This window comes from Saccharopolyspora hirsuta (genome assembly GCF_008630535.1).
Classification (GTDB): domain Bacteria; phylum Actinomycetota; class Actinomycetes; order Mycobacteriales; family Pseudonocardiaceae; genus Saccharopolyspora; species Saccharopolyspora hirsuta.
In genome coordinates, this window is sequence record NZ_VWPH01000019.1 from 77797 (window position 1) to 99122 (window position 21326).

The 21326-nt window shown below is 72.8% G+C and carries 19 protein-coding genes; 9 read left to right on the top strand and 10 right to left on the bottom strand.

Features of this window, described 5'->3' with window-relative positions; genetic code table 11:
• Positions 1–38: 38 nt before the first annotated feature.
• Positions 39–821: a DeoR/GlpR family DNA-binding transcription regulator gene (locus F1721_RS31865; protein ID WP_150070546.1), complete on the bottom strand. Its 783-nt coding sequence runs from the start codon at positions 819–821 to the stop codon at positions 39–41.
• A 177-nt stretch (positions 822–998) separates the two neighbouring features.
• Here F1721_RS31865 and F1721_RS31870 point away from each other — a divergent pair, with 177 nt between their 5' ends.
• On the top strand, positions 999–2372 hold the full coding sequence (locus tag F1721_RS31870) for a Gfo/Idh/MocA family protein (RefSeq protein WP_211840714.1): 1374 nt from the start codon (positions 999–1001) through the stop codon (positions 2370–2372).
• 296 nt (positions 2373–2668) lie between these two features.
• On the opposite strand, the gene F1721_RS31875 is transcribed toward F1721_RS31870, so the two are convergent.
• Entirely contained in the window at positions 2669–3526 is an 858-nt protein-coding gene (locus F1721_RS31875; RefSeq protein WP_246155430.1) for a helix-turn-helix transcriptional regulator, read from the bottom strand.
• A 95-nt stretch (positions 3527–3621) separates the two neighbouring features.
• On the opposite strand from F1721_RS31875, the gene F1721_RS31880 reads away from it, so the two are divergent.
• Positions 3622–5271, top strand: a complete 1650-nt coding sequence (locus tag F1721_RS31880) for an AMP-binding protein (RefSeq protein WP_150070548.1) — start codon at positions 3622–3624, stop codon at positions 5269–5271.
• On the opposite strand, the gene F1721_RS31885 is transcribed toward F1721_RS31880, so the two are convergent.
• Both F1721_RS31885 and F1721_RS31890 read right to left on the bottom strand, forming a co-directional pair.
• Positions 5272–6015: a hypothetical protein gene (locus F1721_RS31885; RefSeq protein WP_150070549.1), complete on the bottom strand. Its 744-nt coding sequence runs from the start codon at positions 6013–6015 to the stop codon at positions 5272–5274. It abuts the gene before it with no gap.
• 175 nt (positions 6016–6190) lie between these two features.
• Positions 6191–7123, bottom strand: coding sequence for a DMT family transporter (locus F1721_RS31890; protein ID WP_150070550.1), 933 nt, complete (start codon positions 7121–7123; stop codon positions 6191–6193).
• Here F1721_RS31890 and F1721_RS31895 point away from each other — a divergent pair.
• The gene (locus F1721_RS31895; protein WP_150070551.1) at positions 7122–8534 is read left to right on the top strand and encodes an aminotransferase-like domain-containing protein; all 1413 of its coding nucleotides are present in this window, start codon (positions 7122–7124) and stop codon (positions 8532–8534) included. The two genes, F1721_RS31890 and F1721_RS31895, sit on opposite strands and share 2 nt — an antisense overlap.
• A gap of 7 nt (positions 8535–8541) precedes the next feature.
• Here the strand turns inward: F1721_RS31895 and F1721_RS31900 are convergent, their stop codons facing one another.
• Complete coding sequence (locus F1721_RS31900; RefSeq protein WP_150070552.1) at positions 8542–10152, bottom strand: PucR family transcriptional regulator; 1611 nt, start codon at positions 10150–10152, stop codon at positions 8542–8544.
• Positions 10153–10273: 121 nt separating this feature from the next.
• Between F1721_RS31900 and F1721_RS31905 the strand changes: the two genes are divergently transcribed.
• From F1721_RS31905 to F1721_RS31925, 5 genes are all read left to right on the top strand, one after another.
• Positions 10274–11575 (top strand): aspartate aminotransferase family protein, encoded by a 1302-nt coding sequence (locus F1721_RS31905; RefSeq protein ID WP_150070553.1) that lies wholly within the window; start codon positions 10274–10276, stop codon positions 11573–11575.
• Positions 11572–13065 (top strand): CoA-acylating methylmalonate-semialdehyde dehydrogenase, encoded by a 1494-nt coding sequence (locus tag F1721_RS31910; protein ID WP_150070554.1) that lies wholly within the window; start codon positions 11572–11574, stop codon positions 13063–13065. Before F1721_RS31905 ends, F1721_RS31910 begins: the two co-directional genes overlap by 4 nt.
• A 65-nt stretch (positions 13066–13130) precedes the next feature.
• Complete coding sequence (locus F1721_RS31915) at positions 13131–13655, top strand: GNAT family N-acetyltransferase (RefSeq protein ID WP_150070555.1); 525 nt, start codon at positions 13131–13133, stop codon at positions 13653–13655.
• A gap of 284 nt (positions 13656–13939) precedes the next feature.
• Entirely contained in the window at positions 13940–14149 is a 210-nt protein-coding gene (locus tag F1721_RS31920; RefSeq protein WP_150070556.1) for a hypothetical protein, read from the top strand.
• 96 nt (positions 14150–14245) lie between these two features.
• Positions 14246–15640: a PrsW family intramembrane metalloprotease gene (locus F1721_RS31925; protein ID WP_150070557.1), complete on the top strand. Its 1395-nt coding sequence runs from the start codon at positions 14246–14248 to the stop codon at positions 15638–15640.
• A 4-nt stretch (positions 15641–15644) separates the two neighbouring features.
• Here the strand turns inward: F1721_RS31925 and F1721_RS31930 are convergent, their stop codons facing one another.
• From F1721_RS31930 to F1721_RS31940, 3 genes are read right to left on the bottom strand one after another with little or no spacing between them, the layout of a single operon-like run.
• Positions 15645–17147 carry an ArnT family glycosyltransferase gene (locus F1721_RS31930; RefSeq protein WP_150070558.1) on the bottom strand — a complete coding sequence of 501 codons (1503 nt, stop codon included), beginning with the start codon at positions 17145–17147 and terminating at the stop codon, positions 15645–15647.
• A gap of 53 nt (positions 17148–17200) precedes the next feature.
• Positions 17201–17620, bottom strand: coding sequence for a PPOX class F420-dependent oxidoreductase (locus F1721_RS31935; RefSeq protein ID WP_150070559.1), 420 nt, complete (start codon positions 17618–17620; stop codon positions 17201–17203).
• On the bottom strand, positions 17617–18462 hold the full coding sequence (locus F1721_RS31940; RefSeq protein WP_150070560.1) for an SDR family NAD(P)-dependent oxidoreductase: 846 nt from the start codon (positions 18460–18462) through the stop codon (positions 17617–17619). Before F1721_RS31940 ends, F1721_RS31935 begins: the two co-directional genes overlap by 4 nt.
• A 117-nt stretch (positions 18463–18579) precedes the next feature.
• Here F1721_RS31940 and F1721_RS31945 point away from each other — a divergent pair, with 117 nt between their 5' ends.
• Positions 18580–19209, top strand: a complete 630-nt coding sequence (locus F1721_RS31945) for a TetR/AcrR family transcriptional regulator (protein WP_246155431.1) — start codon at positions 18580–18582, stop codon at positions 19207–19209.
• Positions 19210–19240: 31 nt separating this feature from the next.
• Here the strand turns inward: F1721_RS31945 and F1721_RS31950 are convergent, their stop codons facing one another.
• Together F1721_RS31950 and F1721_RS31955 are read right to left on the bottom strand one after the other, a co-directional pair.
• Positions 19241–19822 (bottom strand): CGNR zinc finger domain-containing protein, encoded by a 582-nt coding sequence (locus F1721_RS31950; protein WP_150070562.1) that lies wholly within the window; start codon positions 19820–19822, stop codon positions 19241–19243.
• A 252-nt stretch (positions 19823–20074) separates the two neighbouring features.
• Positions 20075–21184, bottom strand: coding sequence for a carboxylate-amine ligase (locus F1721_RS31955; protein WP_150070563.1), 1110 nt, complete (start codon positions 21182–21184; stop codon positions 20075–20077).
• Positions 21185–21326 lie beyond the last annotated feature (142 nt).

Consider the following 21326-nt stretch of genomic DNA (forward strand, 5'->3'; position numbering starts at 1 on the left):
TGATGGAGCAATGCTCCATTCGATCAAAATTGAACACCTCAGGCGGTCAGCACGGTGGTCCCCGCCGCCTCGAAGGCCTGCACCACCTCGGCGTCGACCCCGGTGTTGGTGATCAGCGTGTCGATGGTGTCGGTGGCGCAGATCTGGGCGAAGGCGCGCCGGTTCAGCTTGGAGCTGTCGGCGACCACGACCACCCGCGCCGCGCGCGAGGCCATCAGCCGGTTGATGCTGGCCTCGCCCTCGTGGTGGGCGTAGGCGCCGTGCTCCGGATCGATCGCGTCGACCCCGAGGAACAGCAGGTCCAGGGTGATCTCCTGCAGGATGTGGGTGGCCAGCGGGCCGGTGAGCTCGAAGGACTGCTGGCGCGCCACGCCGCCGGTGACCACGATCTTGACGTGCGGGCGCACCACGAGCTCGTTGGCGATGTTGAGCGCGTTGGTGACCACGGTGATCCCCGGGTCGCCGTGCTCGCCGAGGTCGGGCCGGGTGGCCAGGCTGCGCGCGACCTCGGTGGTCGTGGTGCCGCCGTTGAGCCCGATCACCATGCCCGGCTGCACCAGCCGCGCGGCCGCGGCGCTGATCCGCTGCTTCTCCGGCGCGTGCCGGGCCGCTTTGTGCCGCAGCGGCAGGTCGTAGGCGATGCTGGTGGCCACCGCGCCACCGCGGGTGCGGGCCAGCAGCTGCTGCTCGGCGAGGTGGTCGAGGTCGCGCCGGATGGTGGCGGCGGAGACGTCGAGCTCGGCGGCCAGCTCCTCGACGTCGGCGCGTTCGCGCTGGCCGACGATGTCCAGCAGTTTGCTCAGCCGTTCGTGCCGGTTCATTGCAGTCCCCTCCGCGCAGTTCGCAGGCAACCTACTACGAGCGCCCGCGCCGGTCCGCCCGGCGTGCCGCCGAACGGATCAGCTGGGAAGCCGCCGCGCGTCGGTACTGGCCCGACCTCTGGTGTGCGATTGTGCGTGAACTCACGTGAATACACGCAGTTTCACGCAGGAGGAATGATGGTCGAGCTTCCGCGCAGTGCCCTGTCCCGGCGGACCCTGCTGCGCTCCGGCGCGGCGGCGGGGGCAGGTCTCGGACTCGCCGGGCTGGCCCCCGGGGCGGCCGCCGCGCAGGACGCGTGGCCCGCGGCCAAGGGCGAAACCATGATGGGCGTGCCGTTCGAGGCGCACGAGGTGGTGCGCGTCGGGATCATCGGTGTCGGCAACCGGGGTTCGAGCATGCTGCCGCTGTTCCTGGAGCTGGACGGTGTCGCGATCACCGCGGTGTGCGACACCAGCGCCGAGGCGGTGGAGCGCGCGGCGCGCGCGGTGGTCGAGCAGGGCAGGCCGGAACCGGCCAAGTACAGCGCGGGCGAGCACGACTTCGAGAACCTGCTCGCCCGGGACGACGTGGACTTCGCCTACATCGCCACGCCGTGGGAGTGGCACACGCCGATGGCCGTCGTCGCGATGCGCAACGGCAAGCACGTCGGCGTCGAGTGCCCGCTCGGCGTCACCGTCGACGAGCTGTGGGAGCTGGTCGACGTCTCCGAGCAGACCCGGCGGCACTGCATCCAGCTGGAGAACTGCTGCTACGGGCAGAACGAGCTGCGGGTGCTGCGCATGGCCCACGACGGCATGTTCGGCGACCTGCTCCACGGCGCGGGGGCCTACCTGCACGACCTCCGGGAACTGCTGTTCTCCAAGACCTACTACGCGGGGCAGTGGCGGCGGGCCTGGCACACCAAGCTCAACGCCGACCTCTACCCGACGCACGGGCTCGGCCCGGTCGCGGCCTACCTGGACGTCAACCGCGGGGACCGGCTGGTGCGGATCACCTCCATGAGCACCCCGGCGCTGGGGCTGGCGGCCTACCGGCAGGAGCACCTGCCGCCGGACGACCCGGCCTGGCAGGAGCGCTACGCCAAGGGCGACGCGACGATGAGCCTGATCCAGACCGAGCAGGGCCGCGTCATCCACCTCGTGCACGACGTCTCCAACGGTCGCCCCTACAGCCGGTTGAACCAGCTGCAGGGCACCAAAGGCGTGTTCGAGGACTACCCGCCGCGGATCTACCTGGAGCCCACCGGGACCCCGCACGAGTGGGGCAACTGGGACGACTACGCCGAGCACGACCACTGGCTGTGGAAGGAGGTCGGTCCCGGCCCGGGCGGCCACGGCGGCATGGACTACCTGATGCTCTACCGCCTCGCGCAGACCATGCACCTGGGCCTGCCGCCGGACATCGACGTCTACGACTCGGCCACCTGGAGCGCCCCGTTCGCCCTCAGCGCGCGGTCCATCGAGCAGAACAGCGCCCCGGTCGACTTCCCGGACTTCACCCGGGGCCGCTGGCGCACCCCGCACCCCGGCACCGATTCGGCCAAGCCCTGAGTCGCGGGTATTCGTTTTCCGGTGGGTGGGCGGCCCCGACCGCCGCCCACCCGTTCCCCGAATGCCGGGTGAAACCCCCGACGCTCCACCCGGCGAGCACGCCTGCCGTTCTCGCAGGTCAGCGGGCGTGCCGTTAAAAGCCTGCGGGTTGTTCGGCCGTTGTGCAAGGGGGCACCCGGCGATTTCGGGCGTATCGAGCGCCACATTTTCGGTAGCGGAGTGTTTCTTCGCAATTACGTTCGGCAGTCGCGGAGCGGTGGCGGACACGAGGTGTCCTCGACCGGTGGCGCGGCAGGTCAGGGGAGCAGGCCTTGGCGGCGGGCGGCCACCACCGCTTCGTGCCGGTTGTGGACGTCCAGCTTGTGCATGGCGCTGCGCAGGTAGGCCTTGACCGTCTCCGGCCGCAGGGAGAGGCGGTTGCCGGTTTCGGCGTTGGTGCAGCCCAGGGCGACCTGGGAGAGGACGTCGAGCTCGCGCGGCGTCAGGTTCGCCGTCCGGGCTTCCCCGGACGGCGAGGCCAGGCCCGCCAGCCGGTCGCAGGCCTGGTGCAGGCGGTCGCGGAGGGCGGAGTCGTCGAGACCCTGGGCGATGGCGCGGAACTCCGCGTGCAGCTCCCGCACCTCCTCCAGCGCCACCTGCTCCCGGGGCGCGGTGGTCTCCGCCGCGCGCAGCAGCCGCAGGCGGCGGTCGACCTCGTCGCGCACGGCGAGCTCGTCGGCCAGCCGACGGGTCACGCCCACCACGACGTCGATCGCCCGGTCGCCCAACCGGGCCGCACCGCGCGCCGCGCCGTAGAGCACCCCGCGCACCGCGCCGCCGACCAGTACCGGTGCGGCCACCACGGAGCTGATCCCTTCGGCGAGCACCGGCGCGTCGTAGTCGTGGCTGATCGTCAGCGCGGTGGCGTAGTCGCTGACCGCGTCCGGCCTGCCCCGCGCCAGCACCCGGCCGCCGAGCCCGGCCGCCGCCCGGACCTGGAGTCCTTTCAGCATGTTGGTGCGCACCCCGGCGAGCTCCGACAGGTGCAGCGCGCCCTCGGCGGCCTGCCCGCCGAAGGACACGGGCATGTCCGCCCGCTGCCGCACCGCGCGGACGGCCTGGCGGAAGGCGTCGCCGTCGTCCGGGCGCAAGAGCGCGTCACCGCCGGTTCGCACATCCACCCCTTTCCGGGGGTAGCCGGGACTGCTGTGTGGCGCGGAGCATAACGCCCGGCAGCGCCGGGGCAAAGAAGCCGGGAAAGGGGCCGACCGTGAGCACTGAGCTGAGCACCACGCCGAACACCGCGCCAGAGGCCCGCGTGGCCGAACTGCTCGCCCGGTTCGACACCCCGGACGCCTGCGCGGCCGACCTGCTCTGCGACGGCCACCCCGCCGACGCGGTCGCCTTCACCGTCGTCGAACCGGATCTGTCCAGTCAGGACATCACCTACGGCCGGTTGCGGCGCGACTCGGCGAAGTTCGCCGCCGCGCTGGCCGACCTGGGCGTGGCCCCCGGCGACGCGGTCGCGGTGCTGATGGGCAAGTCCGCCGACCTCGTGGTGGCGCTGCTGGGGATCTGGCGCCGCGGCGCGGTCCACGTGCCGCTGTTCACCGCGTTCGCGCCACCGGCCATCGCACTGCGGCTGCAGGCCAGCGGCGCGAAGGTCGTGGTGGTCGACGCCGACCAGCGCGCGAAACTCGCGCCGAGCGAGGACATCCCGGCCGACGCGCCGTGGCGGACCATTGTGGCCGGTGACTCCGCGGACGAGCAGTCGCTCACCGCGCTGCTGGACCGCTACACCGGCGACGAGCCGGGCGGGCAGGCCGTGCCGCTGGGCGGGGACGGGCTGCTGGTGCAGCTGTTCACCTCGGGCACCACCGGCACCCCGAAGGGTGTTCCGGTGCCGATCCGCGCGCTGGCCTCCTTCCAGGCGTACCTGGAGTTCGGGCTGGACGTCCGGGCCGACGACGTGTTCTGGAACGCCGCGGACCCGGGCTGGGCCTACGGCCTGTACTACGCGATCCTCGGTCCGCTGGCCGCCGGTCGGCGCAGCATCCTGCTGCACGCGGGCTTCTCCCCGGCGCGGACCTGGCAGGTGATGCGCGAGTTCGGGGTCACCAACTTCGCCGCTGCGCCGACCGTCTACCGCAGCCTGCGCACCGACACCTCGGCCGACCCCGCCGGGATCCGGCTCCGCCGCGCCTCCTCGGCGGGCGAGCCGCTGACCCCGGAGGTGGTGTCCTGGTCCGAGCGCGAGCTGGGCGTGACCGTGCGCGACCACTACGGGCAGACCGAGCACGGCATGATGATCGTCAACGCCTGGGCCGACGGGGTCCGCGACGAGATCAAGCCGGGGTCGATGGGCGCGGCGCTGCCCGGCTGGTCGGCCGAGGTGCTCTACGACGACCGCGACGACCCGGCGCCCGCAGGCACCGCCGGGCGGATCGCGATCGAGGTCGCCACCAGCCCGCTGATGTGGTTCACCGGCTACACCGGCGCGCCGGAGAAGACCGCGGAGCGGTTCACCGCCGACGGCCGCTGGTACGTGACCGGCGATGCCGGGTCCCGCGACGCCGACGGTGCGTTCTTCTTCTCCTCCCGGGACGACGACGTGATCATCATGGCCGGGTACCGGATCGGGCCGTTCGACGTGGAGAGCGTGCTGGTCCAGCACGAGTCGGTCGCCGAAGCGGCGGTGATCGGCGTCCCCGACGAGCTGCGCGGCGAGGTCCTGGAGGCGTTCGTGGTGCTGCGCCCGGGGGCCAGCGGCGGCGACGAGCTGGTGACCGAGCTGCAGCAGCTGGTCAAGCGCAAGTTCGCCGCGCACGCCTACCCGCGGTCGGTGCACTTCGTCGAGCAGCTGCCCAAGACGCCGAGCGGCAAGATCCAGCGCTTCGTGCTCCGCCAGCAGCGCCGGTGATCACCAGTCGGGCTCGCCGGTGATCTCGGTGCAGACCAGCCCGTCGCCGTCGGAGGGCGTGCCGAGCAGCGCCCGGGCGGCGAGCTGGTCGACGTCCAGGCAGCGGACCGGGCGGCCGTCGACCAGCAGCGGGGCGCGCTGCGGGCCAGCGGCGGCGTAGGCCAGCACGCGCCGCGGTTCGCTGCCGTCGGCCAGCCGGACCCGCTCGTCCCCGTGCAGGTGGACCAGCCGGTACCGGACGCCGCGGCCCTCGCACCGGTCGAGCACCCGGCGCTGCTCCGGGGTGGCGAACCAGAGCGCGTGCTCCTCCACCACGCCGGGCGCGGCCACCAGCACGGCCGGTCGCTGGCCGTCGTGGACGCGCAGGCCCGCGGCCCACACCGCGGACAGGCCGGTGCAGCGGGCAGTGAGCACCACCACCGGCCCGGACAGCCCCAGCTCGGTGCGCAGCCAGGTGATCTTGGACGGGCAGGCGTTCGACCCGTAGGCCAGCACGAGCTGCCGACCTCGCATCGGCGCGGCACCGCGCTCGGCGAGCCAGTCGTCCAGGCAACCCCCGTCGGGACCGTCGCCGCTGACGCGCCAACCGGAGGGGACGGAGGAGTCCGGCGTCAGCGCCCGGCCGACGCCGTCGAGGTGGACGAACGAGAAGCCGGGCCGCGCACCGGGATAGGGAGCCGCGGGGTAGTCGGAGTCCGGGAACGGCGAGCGGACGGGGGCTGCGGGAAGGTCGGGGCTGGACATGGCCGCTCAGCATTCCGACCGACCCGGCCCGCCGCTATGAGCGCCACCACGATTCCCGCCGAACAACCCGATCAGCCGACCACCGCCGGGTCGTTCACCCGGGTTGGGCGCGATCTCGCGAGAGATCGACCGGCACCCGGGTGAACGTCAACCGCGGAACCGCCTCCTCGCGCGGCTAGCGGGCCGGGCGGCCGAGCCGGGTGCGGACGGCGGTGGCGGCGCAGCCGATGACGGCCAGGCCGCCCAGCACGGTGGGCCAGGTGAGGTCTTCGCCCAGCAGCAGCGCGGCCCAGCAGATGCTCATCACCGGCTGGGTGAGCTGGACCTGGCTGACCTGCGCCATCGGGCCGATCGCCAGGCCCCGGTACCAGGCGAAGAAACCGAGGTACATGCTCACCACGGCCAGGTAGGCGAACGCGGCCCACTCCACCGCCGTCCCGCTCGGGGGCTGCTGGGCCATCGAGACGCCGGTGAGCGCGATCATCAGCGGCGCGGCGAGCACGAGCGCCCAGGACACGGTCTGCCAGGCGCCGAGCTCGCGGGCGAGCAGCCCGCCCTCCGCGTAGCCGACCGCGGCGGCCAGCACCGAGCCGAACAGCAGCAGATCGGACCAGTGCAACCCGCTGAGGCCGCCGCCCTGCAGCGCGGCGAACACCACGGCCGCGGCAGCACCGACGGCCGCCATGATCCAGAACGACTTCGGGGGACGCTCGTGCCCGCGGAGCACGGCCACCACCGCGGTCGCGGCGGGCAGCACCGCGATCACCACGGCGCCGTGGCTGGCCGGGGCGGTGGTGAGCGCGAAGGAGGTCAGCACGGGGAAGCCCACGACCACGCCACCGGCGACGACCGCGACCCGCACCCACTGGACGCCGCGCGGCAGCCGCTGCCTGGTGATCGCCAGCGCGGCGGCTGCGAGCAGGGCGGCGATGACGGCGCGGGCGGAGCCGGTGAAAAGCGGGGACATCCCGCCGCCCGCGACGGCGACGCGGGTGAACGGGACGGTGAAGGAGAAGGCGCCCACGCCGAGCAGGCCCCAGCCGAGACCGGCCCGGGACGTGGATAGCGCTGGTGCGTCGGGAAGAGTAGCGCTACTCTGTAGTCTCATGTCGAACGATAGCAGTTCGCGCATCGTCGCCGAACTCCGCGAGTGGATCGCGACGGCCCCGCCGGGGGCGAAGCTGCCGTCGACGCGTGCGCTGGTCGCGCAGCACGGGGCGAGTCCGGTGACGGTGCAGAAGGCGCTGCGGACCTTGACCTCGCAAGGAGTGGTCGAGAGTCGGCCCGGTGTCGGTACTTTCGTCCGGGCGGTCCGCGTCGCCCGCCCGAACGACTACGGGTGGCAGACCGCGGCCCTCGGCGCGCCGCAGCACCGCATCCGGCAGCTGTCCACCGCGCTGCGCACCGCGCCGAACGACGCGATGGCGCTGCACGCGGGCTACCCCGATCGCGAACTGCTACCGGAGCGCCTGGTGCGGGCCGCGTTCGCCCGAGCCGCGCGCAGCGAGGCGGCGGTCAGCAGACCCCCGGCTGCGGGGCTGCCGGAGCTGCAGGCCTGGTTCGTGACCGAGCTCGGCACGGCCACGCCGGTCGACGTCGCGCCACCGGCGCCGAGCGACGCGGTGATCGTGCCGGGGATCCAGAGCGGGCTCAGCACCGCCTTCCGCGCGCTGGTCGGCGCCGGGCGGCCGCTCCTGGTGGAATCGCCGACCTACTGGGGCGCGATCCTCGCCGCCGCGCAGACGGGCGTCCAGCTGGTCCCGGTGCCCAGCGGCATCCGCGGCCCGGACCCGGACGAGCTGGCCCGCGCGTTCCAGCGGACCGGGGCGCGGGCCTTCTACGCGCAGCCGAACTTCGCCAACCCGACCGGCGCGCAGTGGTCGCCCGCCCTGGGCGAGGAGGTGCTGGAGGTGGTGCGCCGCCACGGGGCGTTCCTGATCGAGGACGACTCGGCGCACGACTTCGGCATCGACACCGACCCGGCGCCCCTGGCCACCCGCGACGGCAGCGGGCACGTCGTCTACCTGCGCTCGCTGACCAAGAGCGTGTCCCCGGCCGTGCGCATCGCCGGGATCATCGCCCGCGGCCCGGCCCGCGAGCGCATCCTCGTCGACGCCCACGCCGAATCCATGTACATCAGCGGGGTGCTGCAGGCCGTCGCGCTCGACGTGGTCACCCAACCGGCCTGGCGCACGCACCTGCGCAACCTGCACCACCAGCTGGCCGCCCGCCGCGACCTCCTCGTCGCCGCGCTGCGGGAACACGTCCCCGATGCGCACCTGGAAGCGGTGCCGCAGGGCGGGCTGAACCTCTGGGTCCGGCTGCCGGACGCGACGGACCTGCCCCGGCTGGTCCGGGACTGCGAGGCCGCCGGGGTCATCATCGCCCCGGGCGACGAGTGGTTCCCCGCCGAGCCCACCGGCCCCCACCTGCGGATCAACTACGCGGGCCCGAACCCCGGTGCGTTCCCCGACGGTGCGCGCATCATCGGCGAGGCGCTCGCGAAGCAGGCGCAGTAACCCGCCCTCAATCCCGGTGCATGTCCCAGGCGAGCAGTGCGACGTGCAGGGACACCAAGGACTCCGGGCTGTCGAGGGAGACGCCGAGCAGCTGCTCGACGCGCGCCAGCTGGCCGTAGTACGCCGTGCGCGACAGGTGCGCCGCGGCCGCGGCAGCGGACTTGTTGCCGCCGTGGCGGCACAACGAGCGCAACGCGTCGAGCAGCCGCTCGTTGTCCCGGATCGGGCCCAGCTCCCGCTCGGCGAACGCGGTCAGCCGCTCGTCGCCGCGCAGCAGGTGCAGCAGCCCGCGCAGGCGCACGTCGTCGAGCCGGTGGAAGTCGCGCGTGCCGTCGTCGACGTGCAGCGCCGCCTCCGCGACCTGCGCGGCCTCGGTGAGCGTCCGGCGCGCCCCGGAGATCGACCCCACGGCGGTGCCGACGGCCACCACCAGGGGCAGCGCGGCGGAGCGGCGGATGTCCGCGGCGAGGCGGTGCAGCGCGGTGTCCAGGTCGACCCCGGACAGCGCCACCACGGCGTGCACGGTGAGGTCGTCGACCACCCCGACCAGCACCGGCAGCTTCGCCTTGCGCGCGGCCAGCGCGGTCGCCTCGGCCAGATCGCGCAGCGCCTGCTGGGTCTCCAGCGCTGGAGCCGGGGTAGTGGTGGTGTGCGGCCGCACCGCGATGCCCACCAGCGGGCCGTCCAGCGGCACACCGAGCCCGGCGGCACGGGCGGCCAGGTCCGCGGTTGCGGTGCTGCCCGCGAGGAGTTCGGTGATGAGCGTGCGGTGGGTCTGGCGCTCCAGGCTCTCCCGGTCCCGCGTGACCAGCCGGTTCACCGCCAGCGCCGAGGCGGCCCGCTCGGCGACCACCACGTGCCGGTGCGCGGGTTCGGGCCCGAGCACCACCAGCCGCCCCCAGTCGTCGCCGCGGGCCCCGACCACGGTGGTCAGCCACCGGTGGTCCGGGTCGTAGGAGGTCCGGCCGGACTGCACCACCGCGCGGGAGCGCTCCGACCACTCCGACAGCAGCGCGACAGGGTCCTGCCCGGCGGCGTCGTAGGCCAGCACCTGGTGCGCCATCGTCTCCAGCACCACCGGCCGTTCGAGGATGCGTGCCGCCTCGCGCAGCACGGACGCCGGTTCGGCGCCCGAGGTGGTCAGCGCGGTGAAGGTCTCGTGGATCGCGTGCGTGGCGCGCAGCTCGGCCAGCTGCGCGTCGCGGATTCGAGCCACCACGGCCTCGGTGACGCTGACGAACTTGGTCTCCTCCGACAGCGTCACCAGCGGCAGGTCGTGCCGGTGCGCCGCGTCCACGAGCGCGCCCGGCACCCGGTCGCGCCAGCGGCGCACCAGCTCCACGACCAGCCCGCACGCCCCGGCCGCGGCGAGCCCGTCGACGTAGCGGGCCAGCTCGCCGGGCTCCTCGGGCAGCGCGATGCCGGTGGTCAGCACCAGCTCCCCACCGCTGAGCAGCGCCGCGATGTCGGCGATCTCGGCGACGTGCACCCACCGCACCCGGCCGTCCAGCCCCGACGCCCCGGCGATCACCCGGGGCTTGCCGCGCCGCAGCACCGGCAGGTCGAGCACCTCGGACACGGTCGGCAGCGCCAGCACGTCCGGCGACATCAGCTCCATCGCACCTCCTCGGTGCACACACCGTACGGCCAACCGGGGCAGGTCTGTACAGGTTGCCCGTAGGTGGCGGTGCGCCCGGCGGGCGAGACTGGCCGCATCGCCCACGACGGAACGGGGAGCTATGTCGGAATCGTTGTTGGCCCGCCACCGCGCGGCCATGCCCAGCTGGCTGGCGCTCTACTACGACGAACCCATCGAGATCGTCAGCGGCCGGGGGCGGCACGTCACCGACTCGGCGGGCAACACCTACCTGGACTTCTTCGCCGGGGTCCTGACCAACGCGATCGGCTACGACATCGCCGAGATCAGCGACGCGATCCGCCGCCAGGTCGACAGCGGCGTCCTGCACACCTCCACGCTGTACCTGATCCGCAAGCAGGTGGAGCTGGCCGAGCGGATCGGCGAGCTGTCCGGGATGGCCAACCCGAAGGTGTTCTTCACCAACTCCGGCACCGAGGCCAACGAGACCGCGCTGATGCTGGCCACCCAGTACCGGCGCAGCCACCAGGTGCTCGCGCTGCGCAACTCCTACCACGGCCGGGGTTTCGGGGCCCTCGGCGTCACCGGCAACCGCGGTTGGTCGGCCAGCGCGCTGTCGCCGTTCGAGGTCAGCTACGTGCAGGGCGGCTACCGCTACCGCAGCCCGTTCCGGAACCTCTCCGACGCCGACTACATCGCCGCCTGCGTCGAGGACCTGCGCGAGGTGATCGAGACCACCACCTCCGGCGACGTGGCCTGCATGATCGCCGAGCCGATCCAGGGCGTCGGCGGTTTCGCCACCCCGCCCGACGGGCTGTTCGGCGCGTTCGCCGAGGTGCTCGAGGAGTACGGCATCCTGCTGATCTCCGACGAGGTGCAGACCGGCTGGGGCCGCACCGGCGAGCACTTCTGGGGCATCCAGGCGCACGGCGTCACCCCGGCGGCGATGACCTTCGCCAAGGGGCTGGGCAACGGGCTGGCCATCGGCGGCGTGGTCGCCGAGGCCGAGCTGATGGACTGCCTGACCGCCAACTCCATCTCCACCTTCGGCGGCAACCCGATCTCCACCGGCGGCGCCGCGGCGGCGCTGGAGTACCTGCTGGACAACGACCTCCAGGGCAACGCCGCCAAGCTCGGCGGCCGGTTGCTGGACGGGCTGCGCGCGCACGCCGAGCGCTGCGGCCTGATCGGCGACGTGCGGGGCAAGGGCCTGATGATCGGCGTCGAGCTGGTCGAACCGGGCACCCGCACGCCTTCCGCCGCGGCTGCTGGCCGGGTGATGGAACTGGCCAAGGAGCGCGGCCTGCTGCTGGGCAAGGGCGGGCTGTACGGCAACGTCCTGCGCCTGGCGCCGCCGATGACCCTGACCGAGGACGAGGCGGGGCAGGCGCTGCAGATCATCACCGAAACCACCTCGCTGGCCGAGCAGGAGCTCCACCGATGACAGAACTGATCAGGCACTGGATCGCGGGCGAGTTCGACGACGCGGTCCCGCAGCGCACCGGCGAGGTCTTCGACCCCGCCACCGGTGCGGTGGCCAAGCACGTCGCGTTCGCGACCGAGTCCGATGTGGACGCCGCGGTGGCGGAGGCCGCCGAGGCGCTGAAGACCTGGCGGCGCACCTCGCTGGCGAAGCGGACGAACGTGCTGTTCGCCTTCCGCGAGCTGCTCAACCAGCACAAGTCCGAGCTGGCCGAGATCATCACCGCCGAGCACGGCAAGGTGCTCTCCGACGCCGCGGGCGAGGTCCAGCGCGGCCTGGAGAACGTCGAGTACGCCTGCGGCATCCCGAACCTGCTGCGCGGCGGGTTCTCGGAGAACGCCTCGACCAGCGTCGACGTGCACTCGGTGCGCCAGCCGGTCGGGGTCGTCGGGGTGATCTCGCCGTTCAACTTCCCGGCCATGGTCCCGCTGTGGTTCGTGCCCAACGCGATCGCCTGCGGCAACACCGTGGTGCTCAAGCCCAGCGAGAAGGACCCGTCGGCGGCCAACTTCATCGCCCGGCTCTGGCAGGAGGCGGGGCTGCCCGACGGCGTGCTCAACGTGGTCCACGGGGACAAGGTCGCCGTCGACGCGCTGCTGGCGCACCCGGCGGTCAAGGCGGTGTCGTTCGTCGGCTCCACGCCCGTGGCGCGCTACGTCTACGAGACCGGCACCAGCCACGGCAAGCGGGTGCAGGCCCTCGGCGGCGCCAAGAACCACATGGTGGTGCTGCCCGACGCGGACCTGGACCTGGCCGCCGACGCCGCGGTCTCGGCCGGGTTCGGCTCGGCGGGGGAGCGGTGCATGGCGATCTCCGCGGTCGTCGCGGTCGACCCGGTCGGCGACGAGCTGGTGGCCAAGATCGCCGAGCGGATGGGCAAGCTCAACGTCGGCGACGGGCGTCGCGGCTGCGACATGGGGCCGCTGGTCACCGCCGCCCACCGGGACCGCGTGACGTCCTACGTGGACGCCGGGGTCGCCGCCGGGGCGGAGCTGGTGGTGGACGGCCGCGGGGTGCGGGTCGACGGCGGCGCCGACGGCTTCTGGCTCGGCCCGACCCTGTTCGACCACGTCGGCACCGACATGTCCATCTACACCGACGAGATCTTCGGTCCGGTGCTCTCCGTGCTGCGGGTGCCCAGCTACGACGCGGCGATCGAGGTGCTCAACGCCAACCCGTACGGCAACGGCACCGCGATCTTCACCGAGAGCGGTGGCGCGGCGCGCCAGTACTGCGAGGAGGTGGAGGTCGGCATGGTCGGGGTGAACGTCCCGATCCCGGTGCCGGTCTCGTACTACTCCTTCGGCGGCTGGAAGGACTCGCTGTTCGGCGACGCGCACGCCTACGGCCCGGACGGAATCCAGTTCTACACCCGCACCAAGGTGGTCACCACGCGCTGGCCGGACCCCTCCCACGGCGGCGTCGACCTCGGGTTCCCGCAGAGCAGCTGACGTTCGGCGATGTCGGGGAGTTCGCCGCGGAGGGCTCCCCGACACCGCCGATTAGGCTCGCCGGTATGGGAGACGTGGCGCTGAGACCGGTCCGCGAGGACGACCTGCCAGCCCTGGAGCAGCTGATCAACGAACCGGAGACCACCGCCCCGCACAACTGGTGGGGGTGGCGCAAACCGGACCGGATGACCCGGCGCTGGGAGGAGTCCGGGCTGCTCGGCGACGAGCACGGCGTGCTGCTGGTGGACGCCGAGCACGAGCTGGTCGGGTTCGTGTCCTGGCACCGCGTCGAGACCGGCCCCGCCTCGCACTGCTTCGAGATCGGCATCAACCTGCGACCCGACGCGCGCGGTCACGGCTACGGCACCGAAGCGCAGCGCCAGCTGGTCCGCTACCTGTTCGCGCACACGCAGGTCAACCGCCTCGAAGCCGGTACCGAGCTGGACAACGCCGCCGAGCAGCGGTCCCTGGAGAAGGCCGGTTTCACCAGGGAAGGCGTGCTGCGCGGCTACACCTTCCGCAACGGCCGCTGGCGCGACTGCGCCCTCTACAGCATCCTCCGCGGCGAAGTGGACCTCGACGAGCGGTGATCGCGGTTGAAAACCCGGCCGACCGGGGTGGGCGCTCGGCCGATACGATGGTGGGGACATGCCCGGTTCGCGAGTTCGGGAGGCGGACGTGACCGCTGAGTCCGAGCCGGGTGGCATCTGCCGGGGTTGCAAGGGCCGGGGCCAGGTTCGGGTGCCGCGCGGGTTCTTCTCGGTGGACACCGGCGAGAGCTGCACCGCCGTGGGCTGGACGCGTTGTCGGCACTGCCGGGCGACGCCGGGCCGCCAGCGCCACCCCTGGCCACCGCCGAGGTGAGGATCGAGGCATGACCGAGCAGGGCCAGCCGCCGGTGTTCGACGCCGGCCCGAACGCGATCTGCTTCACCTGCGGGGGGTTCAAGAAGATCAGCGACCCGCGCCTGTACATGATCCAGGCGACCGAGGAGCTGATGACCGGCATGACGCTGGCCGAGTGGCGAGGCTGCCCCCAGTGCGGCGGAGACGGGATCCTGGCGGGCACGCGACCTCCTGTCTGAGCGGATTCCGCGCGAATCAGGCACTCGTGGGTGATCCAGCCGACGAATGGGCCGAACCGCGGATGCGGCAGCCGGTGATCTCCTACGCTCACCCGCATGTCCGTGCTCAAACCCCAATCGGTCCTGGACGGCCACAGCTCGAACCGGACCCCGGTGCCGCTGATCGTCGGTTTGGTGATCTCCGGCGTCTGCCTGCTGCTGGCGGTGGCCTTCTACCTGCTGACCGGCGGGCCGGTGAACGTCGTCGTCGGCACGATGCTGGCGCTGCCCACGGCGATCGTGCTGGTCGCGCTGATCCTGCTCGTCGACCGGTTGGAACCGGAGCCGCGGATCAACCTGGTGCTGGCCTTCGGCTGGGGCGCGGGCGTGGCCATCATCGGCGCGCTGATCGTGAACTCGGTGACCGGCGCGCTGCTGGTCCCGTCGCTGGGGCCGGAGGCCGCCGACGGGGTCACCGCCTCGGTGGTGGCGCCGGTGGTCGAGGAGAGCTTCAAGGGCGCTCTGCTGCTGTACCTGCTGCTGGTGCGGCGGCACGAGATCGACGGACCGACCGACGGCATCGTCTACGCCAGCATGTGCGGGCTGGGCTTCGCGATGGTGGAGAACGTCCTCTACTACATGCGCGGCATCGACGACGGCTCGCTGGCGTTCATGGTGGTGCTGCGCGGCGTGGTCTCGCCGCTGGGCCACCCGCTCTACACCTCGATCATCGGGCTCGGCGTCGCCTACGCCGCCACCCACAGCGGCTCCGGGCGGGTGTTCGCCGTGATCGGCGGCTGGATCGGCGGCGTCCTGCTGCACGCGACGTGGAACGGCAGCCTGACGCTGCTCGGCTTCCCCGGCATGGTGCTCGCCTACCTGATCGAGCTGGCGGTGCTGATCGTCCTGGTGGTCGTGCTGGTCAAGGACCGCAAGCGGCTGGTGCACCTGATCGGCAGGTACCTGCCCGCCTACATCCCGAGCGGGCTGGTGCAGCCCAACGACGTGCAGATGCTGGGCAGCATGTCCGGGCGCCGCCAGGCGCGGCACTGGGCGCGGACGCAGGCGGGCACGATCGGAGCGCGCGCGATGGGCGACTACCAGCTGGCCGCGACCGAGCTCGCGCTCCTGCACGCGCACGCCGAGAAGGCGACCATCCCGCCGGACAAGTTCTTCGCGCGGCGGGAGGCGATCCTGTCGTTGATGCGGATGGCCCGCGACGCCTTCTTCCGGCGGATGCCGCAGGCCCCGCCGCCGCCGTGGGCGCCGCGCCAGGAGCAGTCCGGTTTCTTCAAGCTGCCCGCGGAGCTGGCGCAGCTGCCGACCTACCAGCAGCGCCCGCCGACGCCACCGGCCGGGCAGCGCCCGCCGCAGCCGGGACAGCGCCCGCCGCAGGCCCCGCCCGGGCAGCAGCCGCCGCAGCCGCCCGCCGCGCACCGCCCGCCGGGGCGTCCGCCGCAGCCGCCGGGACCGGGCGGTCCGCGGCCCGGCGGTCCTTGGCCGCCGCGCTGAGCGGTCAGGTGGTGCGCAGCCGGGGCCAGAGCTCGGACCACGGCTGGAGCGGATCCTGGTAGAGCGTGATCTCGTTGCCGCGGACCATGTTCACCAGGTCCGACTCCACCTCCCCGAGCCGCTGCGACCGTCCGAAGTGGTCGGCCAGCGACCGCTTGCCGACGTAGAGCACGACGTCGGCGTTCTCGGGCGGCGCGCCGAAGAACCAGTAACCCCGGTGCGGGCTGTGCACCCCGGGCAGGCCCGCCGCCCGACCTCGCACCTCGAGCGCACCCGCCAGGTAGTAGTTCTCGGCGACGATCACCGCCCGGCGCTGCTGCTCGGGCGGTAGCGCGCGGTAGGCGCGGGCGACCGCGTCGGTCAGCTCCGGCCAGCCGGTCTCGTAGAGCCGCGGGTAGTTGGGGATCTCGGGGTGGCGGGCCAGCAGCTCCAGCGGGAAGACCGGCAGCATCGCCAGCGGGAGCACCGCGGAGATCGCGCACACCGGCCACAACAGCTTGCCGCTGCGGTGCTGGAACCCGACCGCGGCCGCGGCGAACAGGACGCCGAACAGCCCGGCCACGTAGTTCGGGCGTCCGCCCGCGGCGATGAAGAACGCCAGCACGCCCAGGACCGTCCAGCCCAGGAACCGGTACGGCCGCAGCAGCGGTGACCGCAGGAGCACCACCAGGCCGTAGCAGCAGAACACCGCACCGACCACGACACCTGCGTAGAACAGCGCGGTGGGAACGAGCAGGAGGCGGTCGTTCTCGCCGTCGACCGCGATGCCCATCTCCAGCGCGGGCCAGCCGTTGGCGGCCTGCCACCACAGCGTGGGAACGGCCGTCACCAGGGGGATCGCCACCGCCGCCCACAGCGCAGGGCGGGCGAGCACCGCTCGCGGTCCGGTGACGGCGATGCTCACCAGCAGCACCGCGCACAGCACCACCACCTGGAACTTGGTCTGCACGGCGAGGGCGGCGACCACCCCGATGCCGATGAGCAGGCGATCCCGGTGCACGCCGTGGCCGTGCAGCCGGACCCACCGCACCAGCAGCCAGAGCATCGCCGTCCACTGCAGCGGTTCCATCGTGGACGCGGTGAGCCAGTGGCCGTTGACCAGCAACCACGGCGAGAGCGGGTACGCCGCCGCGGCCAGCACCTGGGCTTTGCGGTGTCCGCCGAACTCGCGGGCGATCAGGGCGGTGAGCACCACCCCCAGCGCGGTGGCCAGCGCCGCGGGCAGCCGGAACGCCACCAGCGACCCCGGGAACGCGGTGTCCAGGAAGGCGGCCAGCAGCGGCACCAGCGGCTGCTGGTCCATGTAGCCCCAGGCGGGGTGGAACTTCCCGGCGGCCAGGAAGTAGAGCTCGTCGGTGACCAGGTCGTAGCGCGGGGCCAGCGCCACCAGCAGCGCGAGGACCAGCCCGGCGAGCACCAGCACCGGAACCCGGGCGAAGGGCGGCGCCGGGCGGGGGAGCCGATCGGTGGTGGCACCGTCGAACCCGGTGGTGGCGCTCGTGGACATCAGCTCCCCCTGATCCGTCCCGTTCGGCGCAGCCTACTTCCCGCTCGGCCGCTTCACAGGCGTCCGACGACCTTTCGCGGTGAGATCCGGACCGCGGTGATCGGTCGGCGGTCGGCCCCGGCCTCCGGGGTGTCGGCGATGTGCTGGGCCCAGCTCTTGCCGATGTACTTGCGCACCAGCTGTTCGCGCAGCTGCTCGGCGCGCTCCGGTTCGAAGGTCGCGGTGCCGTGGACGGCCGCGTAGGTGTGCGGTGCCTCGGCCGGGGTGACCAGCACGGTGACCCGGGGGTCGCGGCGCAGGTTGCGCTCCTTGCGGCTGCCGATCGCGCACATGAACAGGACGTCCTCGCCCTCGCGCGCCACCCAGACCACGGTCTGCTGCGGGCTGCCGTCCGGTTGGACCGTCGCGACGATCCCGAAGACCCGGGAGTCCAGCAGTTCCGCCAGCCTCGCCGGGGAAACCCCTGATGTCATGCCGTCCGCTCCTGCTCGTGCGTGGTGAGGTCGGCCAGCAGCGCCTGCGTCGTGCGGTGCAGGCGCTGTGCCGCATCGGGGTCGAAGCTCGGTCCGTCCAGGCTCAGCGGTCGTCCGAGCGAGTACGCGCTCAGCGGTGCTGCCGGTGGGTTGTCCAGGATCGCGAGCATCGGGGCGATGGCTTCGGCGACCGGTGTGGCTCGGGCGCGCATGGCCTCGATCTGCGCGGCGGTCGCCGCGTCGTACTGCCCGGCGAACGCGGTGTTGACCAGCCCGGGGCCGAACAGGACGTAGCGCGTCCGGCGGGACGATTCGGCGTAGCCGACGCCGAGCAGGTCGTTGAGCGGCCCGCTCTGCGAGAGCGCGGTCTGGCCGTGGTAGTTGGCGGCCAACCCCAGGTCGTCCCAGTGGATCTCGCTGCCGGAGCCGGGCCCGCAGATGTTGAGGATCACCGGGGCGGTGGCGGTGTCGAGGAGGTCGGAGAGCTCGTAGCTCAGCACGAACCGGCTCAAGTAGGACAGCGCGAAGGTGCTCTCGAAGCCCTCCGCGGTGACCACCCGGTCGGACCGGTAGTACCGGGCGGCGAGCACCAGCCCGTCGAGCTCGCTGAACTCGTCGCGGATCGCGGCGATCGCCGCGCGGTTTCCGCTGATGAGGCTCAGGTCGGCGGGGATGAACCGGGCGCGGTTCCCGGCGCCCAGCTGCGCTGCCGCGTCGAGCAGCTCCGCGCCCTTCGCCGGGCTGCGCCCGAGGACCGCGACGTGGTGGCCCCGTTCGAGGAGGGCGAGCGCGAGCGCTCTGCCCATGCCGTCGGTGCCGCCGGTGATGGCGAACGTCCGCAATGCAACTCCCGTGGATCAAAGATTGAACTAGTGAGTTCAAATTAGATGCCGATCGGGTAGCGGCGCAAGGTTCAGGGAAATGAACCGGCTGGTTCAAGTGCGGGTAGGATGCGCGTCGTGGACACATCGAGCAGGAGCACCGCGCGCGGCCGGATCGACAAGCGGCAGGCGATCCTGGGCGCGGCGATGCAGGTGTTCGCCCGCGAGGGCTACGCCCAGGCCGGGGTGGAGGTGATCGCCGCCGAGGCGGGCGTGGCCAAACCCACCGTGTACAACCACTTCGGTGACAAGCAGACCCTCTTCCGGGAGGCCGTCGCGGCCGACGCGGACCGGGCGCTCGAGCGCAACCTGGCCGTCGTCGAGCAGCTGCGCGCCGACGGGGACCTGCGCCCGGTGCTGGAGGAGGTCGGTTTCCGGCTGCTGGAGTGCTACTGCGACGAACGCTCTTGGGTGCTGCGCCGACTGCTCCACGCCGAGCTCGGCCGGTTTCCGGACCTGATCGACATCGTCCGGGGCCGGGCCGCCGACCGCGTCACCGAAGCGCTCGCCGATCGGCTGGCGCGGCTCGTGCTGGCCGGTCGCCTGCGCAGCTGCGATCCGGGGGAGGCCGCCGAGCAGTTCACCGCGCTGCTCACCGGCCCGATGGAGGCGCGGGCTCGCTTCGGCACGCGGGAGGTCCCGGACGCCGAGCTGCGCGAGGTCGCCGCGTCGGCCGTCGACACATTCCTGCGCGCGTTCGCGCCGTGAGCCGCCGTCAGGCCACAGTGGACGGATCGGGTCAGGCGGTGGCCTTGTGGCGCTTGTAGTAGCGGGCGACGCGCACCCGGTTGCCGCAGATCGCCGCTGAGCACCAGCGCCGCCGCGGGTTCGTCGCGACGAAGAGCATCACGCAGTTCTGCTCCTCGCACTCGCGCAGCGCCTCGACGAGCGGGTCGGTGAGCAGGTCGGCGGCGGCCTCGGCCAGGCTGGCGGCCACCCGCAGGCCCAGCTTCCCGGGCCGGTCGACGGTGCCGACCAGCGCGCCGCCGCGCCAGCTGAGCTTGCGGATGCCCGGAGCGGCGCGCTGCGCCTCGTTGAGGCCGCGCAGCGCGTCGGCCGGTGGGCGCTTCCCGCGCCGGATGGCGGACAGCGTTCGCGCGGTGTGCTCGCGGACCTCGTGCACGGCCGCCAGGTCGGCCTCGTCGAGCGAGGTCCGCTCCGCGCGGGTGGGCATCGTCATCCGGTCGGCCTGGCGCGTCAGCCACTCCCACAGCTCCGCGGGGGTGGCCATCATGTCGACCGGACCGCTCGGGACGACCGCCCTGGTGTTGACCAGGTCGACGGCCAGCGGCTCACCGATCAGCGGCAGGCGCGGTTTCATGCTGCCGATGGTAGTGGAGTCCTTGACCTGGGCGAAGGCAGCTGGTCTAATCCATATCGGGCGTTCTACGCATTAGAAGTGCCCCTGGGGGACAAGGGGGGATCGGGCCGCGGTCGCAGCTGGCGATCGCGGTCCTCCCGTGTCCTGGGATGCTGAAAACCCGGTGCGGCTCGCGGATTCCCCCTGAGCTCATCGGCGTGGGGAACTCGATCCGGTCCGGCGCTGGGACCTGTGCGCGTCGAACGGTGGAACCTAGTCCGGCAGCGCGGTCCGGGTCTGCTCGGCGAGCAGGGCGAGGACTTCGGCCATGTCGTGGCGGCGGTCGTGCGCCCGTCGTTGGCGGTGCGCGCCGCTGCCGTGCCGGAGCACGCGGCCGAGGATGTCGTCGACGAGCTCGGCGTCGCCGCTGGCCTCCAGCGCCGGTCGGGCCGCAGCCAGCAGCTTCTCCAGCAACGTCCGGGCCGGGACCAGATCCCCGTCGGCGTCCAGTCCGCTGCCCTCCAGGCCGTCGTGCGCCGCTCGCCAGAGCGCGAGCCGCAGCCGCTGGTCGGGGAGCTCGGGCGCCGGGCGGCCGTCGGCGACGTCCTGCAGCGCGGTCGACGCCAGCGCGCGGATCAGCAGTGCCAGCAGCAAGGACTCCTCGGCGGTGCCCGCCGCGTCGGAGATCCGGAACTCCAGTGTGGACAGATGTACCGCCGGTCGGACCAGCCAGTAGACCATCGCGCGGTCCAGCGCCGCTCCGCTGTTCAGCAGCAGTTGCACGGATCGCTGGTAGGAATCGGGGTTGCGGTGCAGCGGCGGCGGTCCGGCCGACGGCAGCCGCGACCACACCACGCTCCGCCAGCTCGCGTGACCGGTGTCGCGACCGCCGCAGAACGGCGAGTTCGCGGTCAGCGCCAGCAGCGCGGGCAGGTGCGGGCGCAGGTGGTCGGACACCGCCAGGCCGGTGGCCAGGTCGGGCATCCCGACGTGCACGTGGCACCCGGCGGCGGTGTGCGAGTCGAGCAGCTGGCCGAACCGGTCCCGGATGCGGTGGTACCGCGGTTTGTCGGTCAGCGGCAGCGAATCGGGCAGCGCCAGCGGGGAGAACCCGGTGGCCACCAGCAGCGAGTCGTGCCGGTCCGCGGCAGCGGCGAGCTCGTGCCGCGCCGCGACCAGCGCGCGCTGCGCCTCGTCGGCGGTCCGGCAGACCGGCGTGTTGGACTCCAGCTGGAACGCGGTCAGCTCGGCGGTGAAGCGGCGGCCGTTCGCGGCGACCTCGCCCAGGACTTCCGGGGCGCGCGGCACCGGACGGCCCGTCCCCGGGTGCAGCAGCAGGAACTCCTCCTCGACGCCGAACGTCGGCGGTCGACCGCGGCGCATCGGACCTCCCTCTGGCGGGGCTGGCCGAAACGCGCCAGCTCCAGCCAGTTTCCGGTTCTCGCGCGGGTTTGTCACTCGCCCGGAAGCGCCACGCCCCCGCTGCTGTCCACTGTGGAGGGAAATGGGTCCGGCCCGGTGCGAG

Excerpts from the sequence above, each read along its gene's own strand:
- F1721_RS31865 (WP_150070546.1), bottom strand. The coding sequence starts at position 821 with ATGAACCGGCACGAACGGCTGAGCAAACTGCTGGACATCGTCGGCCAG.
- F1721_RS31870 (WP_211840714.1), top strand. The coding sequence starts at position 999 with ATGGTCGAGCTTCCGCGCAGTGCCCTGTCCCGGCGGACCCTGCTGCGC.
- F1721_RS31885 (WP_150070549.1), bottom strand. The coding sequence starts at position 6,015 with ATGTCCAGCCCCGACCTTCCCGCAGCCCCCGTCCGCTCGCCGTTCCCG.
- F1721_RS31895 (WP_150070551.1), top strand. The coding sequence starts at position 7,122 with ATGTCGAACGATAGCAGTTCGCGCATCGTCGCCGAACTCCGCGAGTGG.
- F1721_RS31890 (WP_150070550.1), bottom strand. The coding sequence starts at position 7,123 with ATGAGACTACAGAGTAGCGCTACTCTTCCCGACGCACCAGCGCTATCC.
- F1721_RS31900 (WP_150070552.1), bottom strand. The coding sequence starts at position 10,152 with ATGGAGCTGATGTCGCCGGACGTGCTGGCGCTGCCGACCGTGTCCGAG.
- F1721_RS31905 (WP_150070553.1), top strand. The coding sequence starts at position 10,274 with ATGTCGGAATCGTTGTTGGCCCGCCACCGCGCGGCCATGCCCAGCTGG.
- F1721_RS31910 (WP_150070554.1), top strand. The coding sequence starts at position 11,572 with ATGACAGAACTGATCAGGCACTGGATCGCGGGCGAGTTCGACGACGCG.
- F1721_RS31915 (WP_150070555.1), top strand. The coding sequence starts at position 13,131 with ATGGGAGACGTGGCGCTGAGACCGGTCCGCGAGGACGACCTGCCAGCC.
- F1721_RS31920 (WP_150070556.1), top strand. The coding sequence starts at position 13,940 with ATGACCGAGCAGGGCCAGCCGCCGGTGTTCGACGCCGGCCCGAACGCG.
- F1721_RS31925 (WP_150070557.1), top strand. The coding sequence starts at position 14,246 with ATGTCCGTGCTCAAACCCCAATCGGTCCTGGACGGCCACAGCTCGAAC.
- F1721_RS31930 (WP_150070558.1), bottom strand. The coding sequence starts at position 17,147 with ATGTCCACGAGCGCCACCACCGGGTTCGACGGTGCCACCACCGATCGG.
- F1721_RS31935 (WP_150070559.1), bottom strand. The coding sequence starts at position 17,620 with ATGACATCAGGGGTTTCCCCGGCGAGGCTGGCGGAACTGCTGGACTCC.
- F1721_RS31950 (WP_150070562.1), bottom strand. The coding sequence starts at position 19,822 with ATGAAACCGCGCCTGCCGCTGATCGGTGAGCCGCTGGCCGTCGACCTG.
- F1721_RS31955 (WP_150070563.1), bottom strand. The coding sequence starts at position 21,184 with ATGCGCCGCGGTCGACCGCCGACGTTCGGCGTCGAGGAGGAGTTCCTG.